Origin of the sequence: Membranihabitans maritimus, from assembly GCF_021729145.1 — a bacterium.
Lineage (GTDB): Bacteria > Bacteroidota > Bacteroidia > Chitinophagales > Saprospiraceae > Membranihabitans > Membranihabitans maritimus.
The window spans coordinates 1-19,877 of the sequence record NZ_JAJSLW010000001.1 but is presented as its reverse complement, the minus strand read 5'-3'; the positions used below and the strand labels follow the sequence as shown (position 1 = coordinate 19,877).

Below are 19,877 nucleotides of genomic sequence, written 5' to 3'. Positions count from 1 at the left end.
AACTTAAAATTCAATGTAAGATGAATGTACAACTTTTATTGCGAATAAAAGTAGGATTTAGGATGCTTTTATTACTGGTTTTAATGATACACTGGCAGTTGCCACAGGCAAATTCGGTTCCTGAATTTGACGGGGACGAGGTGTTATTAGTGGATGCCATTCAATCGATTGGTAAAAAACACCAGGTGCTGTTTAGTTATGATCGGGCATGGGTGGAAGACGTAAAAGTCAACTACGATCCGGATGCAACAAATGATTTGGATGAGGAGCTTGAGATGGTGTTGGATCAAACGAATCTGAAATACAGGGTCTTTGACCGGCGATACGTGGCGGTTTACAGGGATACGGAAGAGGGGTTAAAGTCTTTGCGAAAGATGGTTGCCCATTTTCAGGGCATTTTGGACAAAGAAGATATGGAGGTTAAGAGACAGAGAGATATTGTTGCCCCTCTGAGTACGTTTTCGATACGAGAATTGTATGGAAAGCGGTTGGTGGTTAATATTTCGGGAACGGTGACTGACAATAATGGAGAACCATTGATAGGTGTAAATGTACTCGTCAAAGGATCCAATAAAGGGACATCTACGGATTTTGACGGAAATTTTACATTGGAAGATGTCGATGAGAATGCTACATTGGTAGTTTCCTATATTGGTTATCAGACACAGGAAATTCCGGTAAATGGAGGAGGAAACTTAACAATTACATTACTGGAAGATTCGCAGACACTGGATGAGGTGGTGGTTGTGGGGTATGGGACACAGCAAAAAGAAAATTTAACGGGGTCCGTATCCTCCATTGAAGGCAGTAAAATTTCCAGGCAAGCAGTTACTCAAGCATCTTCAGCTTTGATGGGGCAGTCTTCAGGTGTAACTGTTACCCAAACTTCAGGAAGGCCAGGTGATTCTCGAGGAACGATTAGAATTAGAGGGTTGGGAACACTCGGAAATAATGATCCTTTGGTACTAATTGACGGGATAGAAGGTAGTATTGACGGTTTACAACCTAATGATATCCAAAATATAACTATACTAAAAGATGCTGCCTCAGCTTCTATATACGGATCCAGGGCAGCGAACGGAGTAGTTCTTGTAACCACGAAAAGAGCTAAAAAAGAAAGTACATTTCAAGTTGGTTACAGTGGATATGTTGGTCTTCAGGATATTACTGAGACCGTAAACCCTGTTCAGGCAGGAGAGTTTATGCGGTTTAATAATATGGCTCTTGACAATGTTGGGCAACAAAAAATATGGACTGAACAGTACATTCAGGATTGGGAAGAAAATCATGAGAGTGATCCTGTTCAATACCCTAACTCAGATTGGATAGGAGCGGCATTGGGAGAAAAAGGATATTTACAAAATCATAATTTAACGGTTTCAGGAGGCAATCAAAATTTATCAGTTTACGGATCTCTGTCTTTTCAGGATGAAAAGGGGAATATGATCAATAGTGATTTTGACAGGTATACCCTAAGGTTGAATACAGATATTCATACCTCTGATAAATTAAATTTCCAGTTTGATATAAATGGATCACGTTCATTTCAAGATCAACCGAGTATTCAGAATACTGTATATCCTGCATATAGAACAGCCCGGATACATGGGCCGGTTAGAAACCCCGATGGAAGTTGGGGGACCGGTTATTCAGAAGGTAATATAGTTGCGAATATGGAAGTCGGTGGAAATAATAGACTTACAAGAAATTATTTAATGGCAAATCTTCGAGCCACTTATCAACCTGCAAAGAACCTGGAGTTTAACTTGCGTTATTCCCCTGAAGTTGCAAATAACTTTCAAAAATCAATGTTTAAAACATTTTTCACTGAAAATCCGCAAACAGGAGAAAAATTCCTAAAGGGAGGTGTTGATTTATCAGGAAGAGCCAAACTTGAACAAATCCATATAGAGTCATTTACAAACAATATAAATTTCATAGCAAACTATCGAAAATCAATTGGACTATATCATAATTTTAAGGCAATGGCAGGTTATGAATTTATAAAGTTTGACAATCGTATTTTTATGGCCAGTCGTGAAGGATTTACACTTGAAAATTTAGAAGAATTAGATGCAGGTTCTCAGTCAAATTTACAAAATGCGGGTTCTTCAAGTGCATTTGCCCTTCAATCAGGTTTTGGAAGGTTAAATTATAATTTCGATGGAAAGTATTTATTGGAAGCAAATTTAAGATATGATGGGTCATCTCGTTTTGCGAAAGGAAATAAATATGGTTTATTCCCAGCATTTTCAGTAGGCTGGAGATTGTCTGAGGAAAATTTTATGGAATCGGTTGATTTTATATCAAGTCTGAAGCTTAGAGCATCATGGGGGCAATTAGGGAATCAGGAAATTGGAACATATCCATACTTGGCAACGGTTAATCTTGGTCAGGACTATATGATCGGGGGGCAGCCGCAGCCAGGTGCATCGCAATTAGCCTTGGCAAATCGAAATATTACTTGGGAGTCTACCACAACTAGCAATATTGGATTAGATATAGGATTATTTAATGAACGCATGACCTTTTCGGGTGAATATTATGTTCGAAATACCGAAGATATACTATTGCGATTGCCTATCCCAGGAATCATAGGAAGAACGGCTCCTTATCAAAATGCTGGTGAAGTTCAAAATATTGGTTGGGATGTATCATTAGGGATTCAAGACAATATTGGTCAAGATTTTCAATATGGAGTAGACTTAAATGTCTCAGATGTTAAAAATGAAGTCAAAAACCTTAGAGGCGCCGGCCCATTTATTAGCGGTAGTAGCCTTACTGAGGTTGGTGAGCCTATAGGGGCTATCTATGGCTTCGATGCAATTGGTTTATTTCAGTCCCAGGAGGAAATTCATAGTAGTCCAACCCAGGGAGCAAATATTGGCCCCGGTGACATTAAGTACCGAGATGTTAACGAAGATGGGGTTATTAATGCTAGTGACAGAACAATTATCGGGAATCCCTTCCCAAGACTTAATTTTGGAATGAATTTGAATATTCAATACAAATCATTTGACCTAACTGCTTTGTTTCAGGGATATGGAAAAAGAGACGTATATCTTTCGGAGAATATGGTATGGGCCTTTCACAACTCCGGTAATATGTTTGATTGGCAAAAAGATTTTTGGACGCCCGATAATCGAGATGCATCTTATCCGAGACTTACTTCTGTTGCAGGACATAGTAATTACAGGCCATCAAGCTTTTGGGTATATGATGCCTCATATATCCGTTTAAGAAATCTCCAATTGGGGTATAATTTGCCAATTGATGTCTTGAATAAAGTAGCCTTAACTAATATGCGAATTTATTTTCTAGGGCAAAACTTATTTACAGTTAATAATATGCCTCCCGGAATAGATCCGAATGTAAATGGTCGAGAAACAGGTAGTTTTTATCCTGTTACTGAAATTTACTCAATTGGACTTGATATAAAATTTTAACTAACCAAATAACCTTATCATTATGAAAAATTTATTTAGGTTAAATATATTTATAATAACTATTCTTTTTGTAATTTCCTGCAATGAACAACTTAATCAAGTTCCTACAGTTGCTCCTTCTTCAGAAACTTTTTATTCTAGTGAAGAAGAGTTAATCCTGGCTATTAACGGAGTTTACAACCAAACATTATGGTTTGAGGTTACTCCATGGAACTTACCCGCTCCATTACGGTTTGAAACAGGTACAGACCTTTCTTTTGAACGTATGGGCTTGGGAATGAAATCTGTAACTGCAGGCAATTCGGACTCGCAGACAGGTATATTTTCAGATACCTGGAATCATTTATATAGAAGTATAAGTCAAGCCAACGGTTTATTACAAAATATGAGTAGGGCCGAAGATGTAGTTTCTGAAGACTTATTCGAAAGAATTCAGGCTGAAGCCCGGTTTTTAAGAGCTTTCTCTTATCATTATTTAACTGAGTTATACGGGGATGTGCCTTTACTTGTTGAAGTGCCCACAATTGAAGAAGCACAAATTGCTCGTACACCTAAACAAGATGTTGTTGATCAGATCTACGAGGATCTTGATTATGCGGCTCAAGTATTACCTACAGATTGGCCAGAAGCAGAAAAAGGCAGGATAACCAAGGGGGCGGCGCTTGCTTTAAAAGCACGTGTAGCTTTGTACAACGAAAATTGGAGCTTAGCTGTCCAGTCTACACAGGCGGTAATGGATTTAGGAAAATATGAGCTTTACCAAAATTATGAGGATCAGTTTCAATATCAAGGTGAACATAGTTCAGGAGTGATACTTGATACTGATTATGAAAAAAGTGTTCATGCTACAAGCTATGCTAGATTCTTTGGTTCTAGAAACATAACGGGATGGAGTACGGTGGTTCCAAGTCAATTTGCCGTCGATTCTTATGAAGCAATTGATGGGAAACCAATCGATGAATCTTCGGTTTATGATCCAGGCAATCCATTTCAAAATAGGGATCCCAGATTGGACGCCTCTATTGTTCGGGCGGGAGGAGTTTGGGATGACTTTATTTTTCAAGATCATCCTGATAGTGTAGAAACATGGAGAGTTAACTCAGCTGGTGAAAGAGTTGAAAAAGTATCAAATCAAGATGCAACCAATCCGTTTTCGACTTTTACCGGATATTTGTGGAGAAAATATTATAGTCCAATAGACCGAAACGACTTAGCATCTTCTTCGCTGAATTTTATATACATCCGTTATGCGGAAGTGTTATTGACCTATGCAGAAGCAATGATCGAAATGGGAGAAATTGACCAGTCAGTTTTGAATGCAATAAACTTGGTGAGAGCCCGGGCTTATGGTGTTGAATTGACTCAAGGCTCTATGTACCCTGAAATCACTACTACTAATCCGACTGAACTTAGAGAGATAATCAGAAGAGAGCGAAAAGTAGAATTTGCTGGAGAGGGATTAAGGCTATTTGATATAAAACGGTGGGGAATAGCCGATGAGGTGGTGAATGGTACTTTAATTGGGCGTCCATTAGGTGATTATTCATCAATTCCCAAAGCACCGGAAATAGATGAAAATGGATCTCCAATGTATTCTGGAATGGAGAATCTTTTTCGAAATGTAGAGGAAAGAGTATTTACTGAAAAAGATTGGTTTTGGGCCATTCCTCAATCGGAATTGGACCTAAATGATAAGATTACACAGAATGTTGGCTACTAAAATTTATAGAAATATTAAGTATAACCAGAATTATATGAAATTACAATATTTAGGTTTTGTAATAGCAGTCCTTTTGTTTACAAGTTGTAATCAGTTACTGGGGTTTACCGTTGGATGTCAACAGGGTGAGCAGAAACCTAATGTTATTTTGATAATTACGGATGATCAAGGTTTTGGTGATTTGGGATATCATGGGAATGAAATCCTCCAAACACCGAATATTAATGATTTTTTTGAAGAAAGTGTTCGAGCGACAAATTTTCATGTATCGCCGACCTGTTCTCCTACAAGAGGTGCGCTGATGACAGGACGGTATAGTAACCGAGTGGGTACGTGGCACACGATAGGAGGACGGTCATTATTATTTGAAGATGAAATAACACTTCCTCAGATTTTTGTTGAAAACGGTTATGTGACCGGAATGTTTGGAAAATGGCATCTTGGTGATAATTACCCGTTCCGACCAGAAGATCGTGGATTCCAAGAAGTTGTCAGACATGGAGGTGGAGGTATTGCTCATACACCTGACTATTGGGGTAATGATTATTTTGATGATACGTATTGGCACAATGGAAAAGCACAAAAATATGAAGGGTATTGTACAGATGTGTTTTTTAACGAAGCTATTAAATTTATAGAAGAGCATAAAAGTCAACCTTTTATGACTTACATCGCGACCAACGCTGCCCATGGACCGTTCCATGTTCCTGAGAAATATTACAATATCTACAAGAATGAAGATCGGCTTTTGGATGAACAAAAACGATTTTATGGTATGATAACCAATATTGATGACAATGTGGGGCGTCTTGAAGAAAAGCTGAAGTTTTTGGGTATTGCAGAAAAAACGGTTGTTATATTTATGAGTGACAATGGTTCGGCAAGGGGTTTTCTGCATAGAGATGGAGAAGTTTCTGGATATAATGCAGGTCTTCGAGGGACAAAAGGGAGTGCTTATGACGGTGGACATCGGGTACCATATGCCATTAGGTGGCCAGATGGAAATATTAAAGGAGGTAAAGAAGTTGATAACCTATTAGCCCACATTGATCTTTTACCAACGTTGGTTGATATATGTAATTTAAGCTGGGGTGAAGATAAACATATTGACGGTAAAAGTTTTGCGGATTTGTTGAGAGAAGAAAGAGTAAAGTGGTCTAATCGTACATTGATTGTGGACTCACAACGAACGAAAAATCTTGTTAAATGGAGAAGATCTGCGGTGATGGATGACAACTGGAGATTAATCAATGGTCAGGAACTTTATAATATCAAAGAAGATGTTTCTCAGTCCAATGATATAGCATCAGAGCATCCCAAAGTAGTGAATAAATTGAGGGAAAGTTATAACAAGTGGTGGACTTCACTAATGGAACAGGAGGTCAATGAACGATATGCATATATAAAGGCCGGAACCGAGCACGAAAATCCTCTTCGACTTAGTTCTCACGATATGTACATTTACCCGTATGAATATGTATGGCACCAGAACGGAGTGTTAGAAGGGAACCGAGGACAAGGGGATCTTAAAGTAGAAGTAGTTAAAGGAGGAAGATATCAGATTAGCCTTCGACGATATCCCAGGGAAAGTGGACTTGCCTTTAATGAAATAGTGTCGGCTGGAAATATGTCCGTAGAAATAAGTAATCCAATGCCGGCTAGTAAGCATAACAATTTAACATATGCGACGCTCTATTTGGCCGGCATTAGTGAGACCAAACCAATATTAGGTGATTCTATTGAAGAAGTTAATTTTGAAGGATATATACCGGCGGGCAAATATGATATGACGGCAGTATTATTGGATGCTGATGGAAGAGTTTACCCTTCTTATTACACGTATATTGAAAGAATGAGGAATGGTGGCAGAGAATTTGAAAAATAGAAATATAAATTATTGCTTTTAGAGTTAGGGAATGGTAATCGATCCTGAGTAATTTGAAATTATTTAATTTAAAATATTTGTTGATGAAATATATATATCTTTTTATAGCGATACTTGGTTGTAGTTTGTATTCGAATGGACCATTAAAGGCACAAAATACAAGAACGGAAGATTTAAATTTTCAAAACCTTATGAAACCTGTACCGGGTAGGGCCAAACTTTCAAGTGAAGATTATTTTATTTGGGGTGGTTCTATGGTAAAGGGCGAGGATGGGAAATACCACCTGCTTTATTCGCGCTGGGAAAAGACGCAGGGATTCAGAGCTTGGTTAACTCATTCTAAGATTGCCCATGCTGTGGCAGACGATCCTTTAGGCCCTTATCAGTTTAAAGATATTGCCTTAGAAGACAGAGGAGCAGAATATTGGGATGGGCTAAATACACATAATCCCATTGTCAAAAAGTTTGGTGATAAGTATTATCTATATTATATGGGTACTACAGGAAGTGAAGAAAAGGGAGAAGAAGGAGATTTTAACTGGTTAAATAGAAATAACCAACGAATAGGTGTAGCTGTAGCTAATAGCCCAAATGGACCTTGGAAGCGTTTTGATAAACCTCTAATAGATGTATCCAAAGACTCAATGGCGGCAGATGCATTAATGGTTAATACCCCAAGTATAACTGAACGTCATGATGGCGGATATTTGATGATTTACAAGGCTGTTGCAAAAAAAGGGAAACTACCTTTTGGAGGACCTGTATTTCACATGGCTGCCATTTCTGAGAGTCCAACGGGACCATTTGTGAAGTATAAGGATCCAATATTTACAAGTGAAACCAGTGATTTTCCAGGAGAAGACCCTTTTATTTGGTACAGTAATGAACGTTATTGGGCCATTTTAAATAATCATGAAGCTTTCGCCGAGGAAGATATTCCGCTAGTTCTCTTCCAGTCAGGTAACGGGATTGACTGGAAGTTGGCCAAAAATATAATAGTTTCAAAGCTGCAAATAGAGTGGGAAAACGGAAAGGTTCAAGAACTACATTCTTTGGAGCGACCCCAAATATGGTTCGATGAAAACGGAGAACCATCTGTATTATTCCTTGCAGCGACAGAAGACAGGGAAACCCATTCTTTTAATGTACATGTACCTCTTAAAAAAGAGTAGGTTTTAAATTTACGAATCTTAATTAAGTTGAATATAACTTTGACCTTTCGAAAAAGGAACTTTGTGTAAATTTCACAGTTATGAGTAACATAGTCAAATTTTTCAGGTTAGTATTATTTGTTTATCTAACTATTCCATTATGTTATTATGGACATTCTCAAAATGAATGGTCGTCAATGTACGGTAATTATTTTTTTAGTAGCAAGTTCAGTGATACGATTGTTGGAAAGCAAAATATTTATGGGAAATTAAAGAGAGAAGATATTCAGGGGCAACGACCCAATATTATTTTGATAATGGCTGATGATTTGGGTTATGGCGATTTAGATGCGTTTGGTGGAAATGGAAGCATAAATACTCCAAATTTGGATGGATTGGCCGATAATGGATTAAAGCTAACCAATTATCATACTAATGGGGTGAATTGCAGTCCTACCAGGGCGGCTTTGATGACAGGGTTATATCCTCAGGAAGTTGGAATTGAAGGAGTCATTACTGCAAAAAGTCATCGTCATACAGGTATGGATCCAAAAGTGACTACTTTGGCAGAATTGGTTGGGAAAGCAGGTTACCGTTCTGGAATTATTGGGAAATGGCATTTAGGATACCAACCGAAGTTTGGCCCAATTGCTCAGGGATTTGACGAATTCCGCGGATTTGTAAGTGGGAATGTTGATTATAAAAGCCACATTGACCAAGAAGGATATACAGATTGGTGGAAGGGAACAAAACTTATAGAGGAAGAGGGGTATATAACAGAGATTATTACCGATCATGGTATACAGTTTATGAAAAGCATTCAAGACAATACTCCGTTCTTCTTGTATTTGGCTCATGGGGCTCCCCATTTTCCATATCAAGGACCCAATGATCCAGCTTATCGAACTGTAAATGGAGATTTTCCAACATTAGGTCCTCGTGAGGATATCGAGGGTGCATATATAGAAATGGTGGAGTCTCTGGATCGGAATATAGGTCGTATTTTAGATTATTTAGAAGAAAATCAGCTATTGGAAAATACTTTGATAATTTTTAGTTCAGATAATGGTCCGATGGGTACAGTGGGTTCAAATGCTCCCTTCAGAGGATATAAAGGTCAGGTGTATGAAGGAGGTCATCATGTGCCAGCATTGTTTCATTGGAAAGGAGTAATCGATCCTAGAGTATCCGATGATTTGGTGTTATCCATGGATATTTTTCCAACCATTGCTGATATGTTAAATATAAAGAATTTTGAAAATAGTAAAAAGGTCTCAGGTTTAAGTATCACTCCGATACTTTGTGAGGATACTAATTTTAAACCTTTAAACAATCGAACTGTATTTTGGAGATTTCGCAATGGGCAGGCAGCTTTAAAAGGAAAGTGGAAATTAGTAGTTGTCGATGGTAAATCGTCACTTTATAATTTGTCTGAAGATATAAAGGAATCAAAGGATATTAAAGCAGAGAATCAGGATATATTCCTTGAACTCAAAAGGGATTTGCAAAATTGGGAAGAAAGCCTTCGAGTAGAATTGCGTTCTCATTAATTTTTAAATTATGATCATGATAAAATTTCACGAATATTTTCTTTTTATAGTTGGCTTTCTATTCCTTATTGCTTGTAGCAATACTTCCGGAGATTCGCCCAACAGTAAAAATGCAACTGACAGTCCCAATATAGTTATTATTTTGGCGGATGACTTAGGTTATGGGGATGTGAGTTACCAAAATCCACAGTCGAAAGTTCGAACTCCAAATATAGATGACTTGGCTAATCAAGGGATGGTCTTTACAGATGCACATTCGAGTTCTTCCGTTTGTACTCCTAGCCGCTATTCTTTACTAACGGGTAGATACTCTTGGCGAACTAGATTGAAAAAAGGTGTATTATATTCTTATGACCGAGAGTTAATAGATTCTAATCAGACAACCGTTGCGACAGTATTGAAAAAATCAGGTTACAATACGGCAGTTATTGGCAAATGGCATTTAGGAATGAAATGGACACTTCAGGATGGAACTTATATTCCGAAAAGTGCAGATCGGAAAAAATTTACCTGGGATGTTGATTTTAGTAAGCCTGTACAAAACGGACCACTATCCGTTGGTTTTGATTATTTTTTTGGATTGTCCGGCCCTGCTAACCACCCGCCCTTTACCTACATTGAGAATAATTCAGTTGTTTCTATTCCGACACTTCCGAAACCTGATTCGGTATTTGGTCAACCGGGATTAATGGCAGAAGGTTGGTCCTACGAGAAAGTTTTATCCCGGATTACGGGAAAGGCAGTAGAATATATTAACCAACAAAATAAGGATACTCCTTTTTTTCTATATTTTTCTTTAACCTCGCCACATACACCGATTGCTCCCTCTGAAGCATTTAAGGGGACAAGTGAAGCAGGGCCATATGGTGATTTTGTGCAGGAAACGGATTGGTCCGTGGGAGAGATTTTGAGAGCTCTGGAAAATCAAAATTTTGCAGAAACTACTATCGTGATTTTTACCAGTGATAATGGGTCTCCTGCCAGGATCACAAGTAGGTCGGCTCCATACAGCGTTATTGAAGAATATAATCATCATGCGAATGGGATGTGGAGAGGAGTAAAATCCGATATATGGGAAGGTGGACATCGGGTGCCGTTTATGATCAAATGGCCGAAGAAAATTCAACCAGGCAGTAGTTGTGATAAAACTATTGATTTTATTGATTTGATGGCTACTATATCTGAAATCTTAGGTATTAAATTATCACAAAAAGGCATCCGGGATAGTTATAGTCTTTTACCAATCTTAACCAATAATGGAAATGGTCATTATCGAAGGGATGTTGCTATTCACCATTCATTCTATGGGAAATTTGGTCTTAGGAAAGGAAAGTGGAAGTTTATACCCTCTTTAGGTCCCGGGGGTTTTGCAAAACCTAGAATAATAGAACCAGCACGGGAGGGTGTAGAAGGACAGTTATATGACCTAGTTCAAGACCCTACTGAATCAAATAACTTATGGCTGAAGTATCCGGAAATTGTTGATAGTTTGAGCTCTGTATTAAATGCGTACCAAAAAAACTGATATCAAAATAAGCATATATGAAAAAAGGTATTATAGTATTCTTGTTTTTATTTAATGTACTCACTCTACCTTCTCAGTCATTTTTGATAGAGGCCGAGAGTTTTGATACGAAGGGTGGATGGGTTGTCGACCCCCAATTTGTGGAGCAGATGGGATCTCCCTATTTGCTGGCACATGGATTAGGAGAACCGGTAGAAAATGCCGAAATGGAGGTTAAGTTTCCAACCCAGGGGAAATATCACGTATGGGTGCGGACCAAGAATTGGGTTCCCGGAGAATGGGAGCCCCCCGGACGTTTTCAAGTCAGGGTGGGAGAGAAAGTTTTAGATCAGGAATTTGGAGTGACCCCGGGTTGGTCCTGGGAGTACGGGGGAGAAATCGAAATAAGCGAAAGGGAAACTGAAATTGAGCTGGTCGATCTTACGGGTTTTGACGGGCGGTGTGATGCCATTTATTTCAGTACGGAAGAAAAAGTTCCTCCGGCCCGGGGAGAGGATTTGGCGCAATGGCGGTTTGAAGTAACGAACCAAAAGAATGTTCCGGAAAAGGTTGAGCATTTTGACTATGTAGTAGTCGGCGGTGGTATAGCCGGATGTGCCAGTGCCATTGCAGCGGCGGAGCAGGGACTGAAGGTGGCATTGATCCACGACCGTCCGGTATTGGGTGGCAATGCCAGCAGTGAGATCCGGGTACATACTTTGGGGATATACGGTCATTTCGAGCGCATATTAAGGATGTTGGATACGAAACATTACCCTAATGGTTCTCCGGAGGCCTATGCAGAGGACCGAAAAAGGCATAAAAATGTAGAAAAATACGAGAATATCCACCTGTACCTGAACTGGAGAGCGTACGACGCGAATACAGATGACGATGTGATTGAATCCGTGGATGCGCGACATACCTCTACGGGAGAGAGAATACGCTTTGAGGCTCCGCTTTTTGCTGACTGTACCGGTGATGGTTGGATTGGATTCTGGGCCGGGGCTGAATTTATGTACGGCAGGGAGAGTGTGGATAAGTTTGACGAGGGTTGGGAAGAATTCGGGGAATTGTGGAGTCCGGAAGAGCCGGATGGTGTGGTAATGGGGTCATCGGTCTTGTGGCGGACTTATAAGGACGATAAGTCGTACAAATTTCCGGAAGTACCGTGGACGAAAGACGTAGTGGGGGATTTTGCAGCGGATAAAGGAACCTGGCACTGGGAATATTCCCGTGCCGATATGCATCAAGTCCATGATGCAGAAGAAATACGGGATCATATGCTCCGGGCGATATACGGATCTTTTGCCAATGAAAAGAAAAAACCGGGGAATGAGCAGTTGAGATTTGAATGGGTGTCGTACCTTGTGGGTAAGAGAGAGTCCCGGAGATTGATAGGGGACCATGTTTTTACTTTCAACGATGCCCGGGATCAAACCCAATTTCCGGATTCGGTGGTAGTGGAGATCCGGGAAGTAGACGTTCACTATCAACAAAACCTGAAGGATGCTTCAAAGCCGGATTTTTTGTCGAAAGCGATGTTTTACAAGACCGGGAAATACTATATACCTTACCGGAGCTTGTATTCCAGGGATATAAAGAATATGTTTATGGCGGGCCGTTGTTTTAGTGCCAGTCATGTGGGACTGGGCGGACCGCGTGTGATGCGTACGACGGGACAAATGGGTGCAGCTGTGGGATTGGCGGCGTCTATTTGTAAGAAATACGGCATTACCCCAAGGGAAGTTTATAAGGAGCACTTAGATGAGTATATGAACTTGGTGTTGTCTCAAAATGAGAAAGTGAACTAGAAGAGTGGTGCTTTGAAACAGTAAAGATTGTCCCATGGGGGTGCCTATGGGAGTGGTTTTCTGACCCTTCAGGGAACAATTTGCAAAGTTGACATATATTGCTCTTATCCCAGGGGGGTGGACTATATCGTGAAAACATTTGCATTTCTTTACTTGGGTTGTGTATTAACACTCTTCGAAGATAAAGATTAGAGGGTTGTTAACGAATGCTACGGCGAATTTCCCAAAGGGCACTTTGTGGGTAAGCCTGGAATGATTCAAATACAATAAAATGCTAAAATTAGCAACAGGCATATTATTATTTATCGGCCAGATTGCTTTTCTACAAGGCGATACAGCCTTCATTGAACATAATCCTGTGATGGCAGTAGACGGATGGGATTTTTCTGATGTCTCATCAGAAAAACCGGCTTTTTTACTGACGGATGATTCCACGTTGATCGAATATGACGTGGTGATGCTAAGTGATGAAGAGGAACTACCGTACGCTTATACGTCAGAAATTGTAACTCCGGTTTGTGATGATACCCTATGTGCGTTGATGAATATTCGGGTGTATTGGAACCTGTTGGGAAATTACGTAGGGTTTGACACCGTAGCTGGAAAACCTTTGACGAAAAATGATCATATTGAGTTTAGGAACAACGATTATGTCAAACTACACAACCTCTTGATGGATGATAATTCCATTATCAAGCGCAAAGCAAAAAAGGAATTGTTTGACCGGGAAAAAAACCGGGTTTCAGAATTAGTTGATGCTGTAACAGGAGCTACTGCCAAAGAAGTCAAGGAAGCTGTAGTCGATGGTGCTTTGTATTCTTGTTATACCCTTTACCATATCGTACATGGCCCACTCTCGGATTCCATTCAAAGTGATATGGAAAGACATTTTAATACGTCATTACAAGAGAAATTATTGGGGTCTCAACATGCCGATTATCAATTATATGCCCTTAAAAGCTTGAATAAATCTGATTTTATGTCGTATCAAGATCGTATAATTGAGTTAATCAATGGAGCTATCCCGCTCAATCGGATCTATATAATGAAGAAAATGCCTGCTGAAATGTGGAGGAATGTTGACTTCCAACTAGACATTGTGAAAGGATTTGAGGATTTTGATGTAAATAGCCGAACCCACTTACTGAATTACATTTATAAAAGTGATGTAATTAATTTTAAAAGTATAGTTGAGTTAGCAAAATATTTATTTTTAATGACAAGGAACCAAGTAAAAGTCTATGTACGAATTTTGACAAAAGAAAAGAGTAAAGTTTCTCCTGAAGAATTGGAATTAATCAAAGATATGTTGAAAGGTGTTAATACACAGCATGGTTATTTATTTAATGATTTAACATGGTAAGCAAATTAGATTTATTAATAATTGGGATTTATCTTGTAGGAATTGTTATCATTGGTTTGCGGTCAGGTATCTCTCACTTTATGAGAGGGAAAAGTGAGTCAAACGAATACTTCCTTGCCGGAAAATCTTTGCGCTGGCCGGTCATCGGCTTAGCCTTATTTGCAACCAATATATCGTGTATACATATAGTCAGTTTGGCACAATCCGGATTTGATACCGGACTGTTAAACGGTAATTTTGAGTGGATGGCGGCATTTACCTTGATACTGCTTGCATTATTTTTTGTTCCTTTTTACATTAATTCGGGAGTGTCGACATTGCCTGATTTTCTGGAAAAGAGGTACAATCGACAGTGCAGGGATTGGTTGACGGTTATTTCCATTGTATCAGCGGTAATTATACACATAGCATTTTCGCTATTGGCCGGAGGGATTGTATTAGAGACCCTATTCGGTGTTAATATGTACATCAGTATTTCGGTGTTATTATTATTGATTGGAATCTATACGGTTGTTGGAGGACTGAAAGCAGTCGTCGTGACGGAATCCATTCAGACGATAGTACTGGTTGTTGGTGCTATCATTATAACGATATCAGCCTGGTTGAAATTGGGTGGATGGTCTTCTCTCATTAATGTGTTGGAGAGTTCAAATAAAATGGATATGATTTCTATGCTCAGGCCGCACAATGATGAAAGTGGTATGCCCTGGTACTCTGTTTTATTGGGATATCCTATTCTCGGAGTATGGTACTGGTGTGCAGATCAAACCATTGTGCAAAGGGTATTGGGGGCAAAAGATGAGAGCCATGCGAGGGTAGGTGCGTTATTTTGCGGATTTATCAAGATACTACCCGTATTTATTTTCGTTTTGCCCGGATTAATGGCATATGCATTGATGGAGAATGGTTTATTAGATGTGAGTTCAATACTTGTAAACGATGTCCAGGGAGAACCTGTGGTACAGAGCAAAGGAATATATACCCTGATGGTTACGCAGCTTTTACCATCCGGCTTAGTAGGAGTGGTCATAGCTGCCTTGATCTCGGCCCTTATGAGTACAGTAGCGGGAGCCCTTAATTCAATTTCCACATTGGTCAGTTATGACCTGATCCGAAAGTTTAGACCCGGAACTTCCGATCATCAATTGGTCTTTTATGGAAGAATCTCTGCGGTTGTTGCCATAATAATTTCCTTATTGCTTCTCCCTGCTTTGAATACCTATGAAAGTTTATTTGTGGGGTTAAATGATATTATCGCGCACCTGGCCCCTCCCATCACATGCGTTTTCATTGTGGGTATATTTTGGGGGAAGGCGTCGGCCCGGTCAGCACAATATACTTTGTTGATAGGGTCAATAATCGGGATTTTGGTGTACTCTGCGAATAAATTATTTCCTGATACCTTACTGGGTGAAATACCCTTTATGATGATGGCTTTCTATCTTTTTCTTTTTTGTCTTTTGCTTCAAATAGTTTTATCGTATACATTTCCTGTAAAACATACGGTAGAAAGCAAATCCCTTTATTGGAAGAGTCCTTTTGAACCCCTTGCAGGAAAGGCCTGGAGTGGATTGGGGAATTATAAATTACTTTCTTCCATACTGGTAATCACTATGATTGTTTTATATATAATTTTTAGATAATGAGAACAATCCAAGGAAAATTCCACAGAGAGAGTCAGTCTAAGGCAGAAGACTTGGAACACAGGCGCATGATGAATCATGCCCTGAACCAGTCAGAAATTGCTTTTCAAAATGGTAAGCAGCAATTTCAAAATTTGGACAAGGCAAAAGAAGATGCGCAATCTGTTAAGGAAAAGGCGACCATTCACTTGGATCGCTATTTATTGGAATTCGAAGATCGATTTACCAAGAACGGAGGAAAAGTTATATGGGCAAGAGATGGAAAGGAGGCTCTGGAAGCGGTTTGGAAAATTTGTGCGGAAAAGAAAGCCAAAAAGATCGTGAAGAGTAAATCCATGGTGACCGAAGAAATCCACCTTAATGCATTTTTACAAAAAAAGGATATTGAAGTAATAGAAACGGATTTAGGTGAATACATTCAGCAGTTATCCGAAGAACCTCCTTATCATATTGTAGCCCCTTCGATCCATAAAAGTAAGGAAGAAGTAGCTCAGTTATTTCATGAAAAATTAGGCGTTCGCCCGCATCTTGGCCCGGAAGAATTGACGATGGTGGCTAGAAGGCAATTGAGAACAGAGTTTCAGGAAGCAGATATTGGCATTACCGGGGTTAATTTTCTTTTATCAGATATTGGAGGCGTGGCCATAACTGAAAATGAAGGGAATGCCCGTATGGTAACTGCATTTCCAAATACACATATAGCCATTACCGGAATCGAAAAAGTACTTCCATCAGCCAAAGACCTTGAATTATTCTGGCCTTTACTGGCGACCCATGGTTCCGGTCAAAAGGTCACCGTCTATAACTCTATTTTTACAGGACCTAAACATAGAAATGAAACGGATGGACCGGAGGATATGTATGTTATCCTCCTGGACAACGGCCGGACCAATATATTGTCAGATCCTGAGATGCGGGAAAGTTTACATTGTATACGGTGCGGCGCATGTCTGAATGTTTGCCCGGTGTATAAAAATATTGGCGGGCACACCTATAATACAGTTTATGGAGGGCCCATTGGATCCGTTATTACGCCTCATCTTTCGGGGATGAAGGAATATGGCCATTTAAGTCATGCTTCTTCTTTATGCGGAGCATGTACAGAGGTATGTCCCGTAAAGATTAATTTACATGAATTATTGCTGAAGAACCGAAGGAAATCTGTAGAACAAAAGAATACGTTCCGGCTCGAAAAATTTTCCTGGTATATATGGAAGAGATCTATGCTTTCAAGACGAATGTTGAATACCGCCAATGGGAATACGAAGGAAAGAATGTTCAGATACTTATTTAAGAAATCCTGGGGTGAAAATAGGGCCATTCCAACTTTCCCGAAAAAATCCTTTAATGAACAATGGAAGGAACGAAACTCAAAAATAGAAAAGTAAATAGGGGCTTATGAATCAATTGCATGCCAAAGAGAATATTATAGAAAAGATAAAACAGGGACTAAATAGGTCTGGAAAAAATGATTCTTCTCATGAGGTTGGACTTCAGAGTATATATTTTAATGTGAATGATCTAGAGTCTGTTGATCAATTTATCACTGAAAATTCATTACTCGGTGTTCAGGTGTATCGTTGTAAAAATGATAATGAATTCATTGAAGCGTTTAGAAATGTGTCCAAATCAAAAGCTTGGAAGAGTGTGGTTTGTGTTAATCCCGGCTTGAAAAAAAGACTTGGATCGCCTATAATCTATGACAGGGGTGCCATGTACTCTATGGATGCTGTGATAACTGAATGTGAATATTTCGTGGCACGAACGGGAACAGTGGTGATGAGTTCCGCACAGCCTTCTGGTCGTGTATTGCCGGTCTATAGTCCTGTGCATGTAATAGTTGGACATGAAAATCAGATGGTGAATAGTATTTCGGAGGCATTGGAAGATATAAAGCGTCAGTACCTGAAGGAGTATCCGTCGGCGTTATATTTTTTAACAGGAGTAAGTAGTACCGGAGATATTGAAAAGACATTGGTAAAAGGGGTTCACGGCCCTAAGGAAGTATATATTTTTTTAATAGAAGACTAAAAAGTAATTGCAATGGATTTGAGTTTAAAAGATAAAGTTGTTATTGTTACAGGTGGGGCAAAAGGTATAGGAAAAGGAATTACCACCGTTCTTGCAAACGAAGGTGCTTTACCTGTTATTATCGGTCGTAATGAAAAGGATAATCGCACAGCTGTTTCGGAGATTGAAGCAAATGGAGGAAAAGCATATCAGTTTGTGGCGGAATTAACCAATCCTGAAGAATGTGAACAATCAGTGGGATACGTTAAAAAGGAATTTAATCGAATAGATGGATTGGTCAATAATGCCGGGGTCAACGATGGTGTGGGGCTGGAGAATGGAAACTATGAAAAGTTTATGTATAGTCTACACTGCAATTTGGTTCACTATTATTTAATGGCCCATTATGCATTACCCCTTTTGAAGGATGCAGGTGGTTCCATTGTAAACATCAGTTCAAAAACAGCAGAAACCGGACAGGGAGGAACCTCAGCATACGCTGCCTCCAATGGAGGAAGAAATGCATTGACCCGGGAATGGGCTGTCGAATTATTACCCTACAAAATCAGGGTGAATGCTATTATAGTTTCGGAATGTTGGACCCCATTGTACAAAAAGTGGATTCATTCTTTACCGGATTCCGAGGCAAAACTTTCATCTATCGTGTCAAAGATTCCATTGGAAAATAGAATGACTACCCCTGAAGAAATTGCCAATATGGTTGCATTTCTTTTATCGGAGCGCTCGAGTCATACTACGGGACAATTGATGCATATAGATGGGGGTTACGTTCATTTAGATCGAATTATTTAATACACACAATCCCATCAATGAAAATACAACTTTTTGTGCCATGTTTTGTGGATCAACTTTTCCCTCAGACGGCATTCAATATGATAAGTATTCTTGAGAAATTGGATTGTGAAGTAGTTTACAATCCGCAGCAAACATGCTGTGGACAGCCAGCTTTTAATGCAGGTCATTGGAACGAATCTAAGATTGTGGCGCAAAAATTTTTGGATGACTTTGATCCGGAAAATTACATTGTAACACCCAGCGGATCGTGCACCGGTTTTGTAAGAAACCATTACCATAAATTGTTGTCGGGTAAGATTCCACCAAAAGATTTAGGTGTGAAGAATCCTTTACTGAGAAATATCTTTGAGTTTAGTGAATTTTTAGTACAAAAGCTGGATTATACGAAGATAAAGGCATCTATGGATGGAGTAGGTACATATCATGATTCCTGCGGAGCGCTAAGAGAATGTGGGATTAAAAGTGCACCAAGGAAATTATTGGAGAATGTGGAAGGATTGAAAATTGTAGAAACGGAGGATTCGGAAGTGTGTTGTGGATTTGGAGGGACGTTTGCCATTAAATACGAACCTATTTCTACAGCAATGACGGAACAAAAGGTTCACAATGCTGTCGAAAAAGGTGCTGATTATATTATTTCTACGGATTTGTCCTGTTTGATGCAGATGGATGGGTATATAAAAAAACATAACTATAAAATTAAAACTATCCATATTGTGGATGTTCTTTCAAGGGGTCTGAACCCTAAATATTCATCGAACTCAGGTTATTGTGTGTCCTGACAAGGATTGAACAAAGGAAAAGTTCTTTGTTTAGTACTTATGCTGAGTAAAAGATGAGGGAGGGGCCCCTCGGAATCGGTCCACAGTCATTGGTTTCTCCCTGGGAGTCCTTTGGACAAACCGCCTTTATGCTGCTGCGGTTAAGAACTGTGGTAGTGAGCGATAAAGGAAAAGGCATCATTAAAGGTGTCAG

General features: G+C 39.4%; 13 protein-coding genes. All 13 read left to right on the top strand.

Going from position 1 to position 19,877, the window contains the following annotated elements; translation table 11 throughout:
• The first annotated feature begins 20 nt into the window (after positions 1-20).
• The gene (locus tag LVD47_RS00065; RefSeq protein WP_236973464.1) at positions 21-3,446 is read left to right on the top strand and encodes a SusC/RagA family TonB-linked outer membrane protein; all 3,426 of its coding nucleotides are present in this window, start codon (positions 21-23) and stop codon (positions 3,444-3,446) included.
• Between the two features lie 22 nt (positions 3,447-3,468).
• Positions 3,469-5,166, top strand: coding sequence for a RagB/SusD family nutrient uptake outer membrane protein (locus tag LVD47_RS00060; protein ID WP_236973463.1), 1,698 nt, complete (start codon positions 3,469-3,471; stop codon positions 5,164-5,166).
• Between the two features lie 34 nt (positions 5,167-5,200).
• Positions 5,201-7,051, top strand: a complete 1,851-nt coding sequence (locus tag LVD47_RS00055; protein ID WP_236973462.1) for an arylsulfatase — start codon at positions 5,201-5,203, stop codon at positions 7,049-7,051.
• Positions 7,052-7,134: 83 nt separating this feature from the next.
• Positions 7,135-8,223 carry a glycoside hydrolase family protein gene (locus LVD47_RS00050; RefSeq protein ID WP_236973461.1) on the top strand — a complete coding sequence of 363 codons (1,089 nt, stop codon included), beginning with the start codon at positions 7,135-7,137 and terminating at the stop codon, positions 8,221-8,223.
• An 80-nt stretch (positions 8,224-8,303) separates the two neighbouring features.
• Entirely contained in the window at positions 8,304-9,752 is a 1,449-nt protein-coding gene (locus LVD47_RS00045) for a sulfatase-like hydrolase/transferase (RefSeq protein ID WP_236973460.1), read from the top strand.
• A 16-nt stretch (positions 9,753-9,768) separates the two neighbouring features.
• Positions 9,769-11,277: a sulfatase family protein gene (locus LVD47_RS00040; RefSeq protein WP_236973459.1), complete on the top strand. Its 1,509-nt coding sequence runs from the start codon at positions 9,769-9,771 to the stop codon at positions 11,275-11,277.
• 17 nt (positions 11,278-11,294) lie between these two features.
• On the top strand, positions 11,295-13,070 hold the full coding sequence (locus LVD47_RS00035; protein ID WP_236973458.1) for an FAD-dependent oxidoreductase: 1,776 nt from the start codon (positions 11,295-11,297) through the stop codon (positions 13,068-13,070).
• Positions 13,071-13,341: 271 nt separating this feature from the next.
• Complete coding sequence (locus LVD47_RS00030) at positions 13,342-14,433, top strand: hypothetical protein (protein WP_236973457.1); 1,092 nt, start codon at positions 13,342-13,344, stop codon at positions 14,431-14,433.
• Positions 14,427-16,076 carry a sodium:solute symporter gene (locus LVD47_RS00025; RefSeq protein ID WP_236973456.1) on the top strand — a complete coding sequence of 550 codons (1,650 nt, stop codon included), beginning with the start codon at positions 14,427-14,429 and terminating at the stop codon, positions 16,074-16,076. The genes LVD47_RS00030 and LVD47_RS00025 overlap by 7 nt, the downstream gene beginning before the upstream one ends.
• Entirely contained in the window at positions 16,076-17,464 is a 1,389-nt protein-coding gene (locus tag LVD47_RS00020; RefSeq protein WP_236973455.1) for a LutB/LldF family L-lactate oxidation iron-sulfur protein, read from the top strand. Before LVD47_RS00025 ends, LVD47_RS00020 begins: the two co-directional genes overlap by 1 nt.
• Before the next feature lie 10 nt (positions 17,465-17,474).
• Complete coding sequence (locus LVD47_RS00015) at positions 17,475-18,107, top strand: LutC/YkgG family protein (protein WP_236973454.1); 633 nt, start codon at positions 17,475-17,477, stop codon at positions 18,105-18,107.
• Between the two features lie 12 nt (positions 18,108-18,119).
• The gene (locus tag LVD47_RS00010; RefSeq protein WP_236973453.1) at positions 18,120-18,899 is read left to right on the top strand and encodes an SDR family oxidoreductase; all 780 of its coding nucleotides are present in this window, start codon (positions 18,120-18,122) and stop codon (positions 18,897-18,899) included.
• Between the two features lie 17 nt (positions 18,900-18,916).
• Entirely contained in the window at positions 18,917-19,684 is a 768-nt protein-coding gene (locus LVD47_RS00005; protein ID WP_236973452.1) for a (Fe-S)-binding protein, read from the top strand.
• The last annotated feature ends 193 nt before the right edge of the window (positions 19,685-19,877 follow it).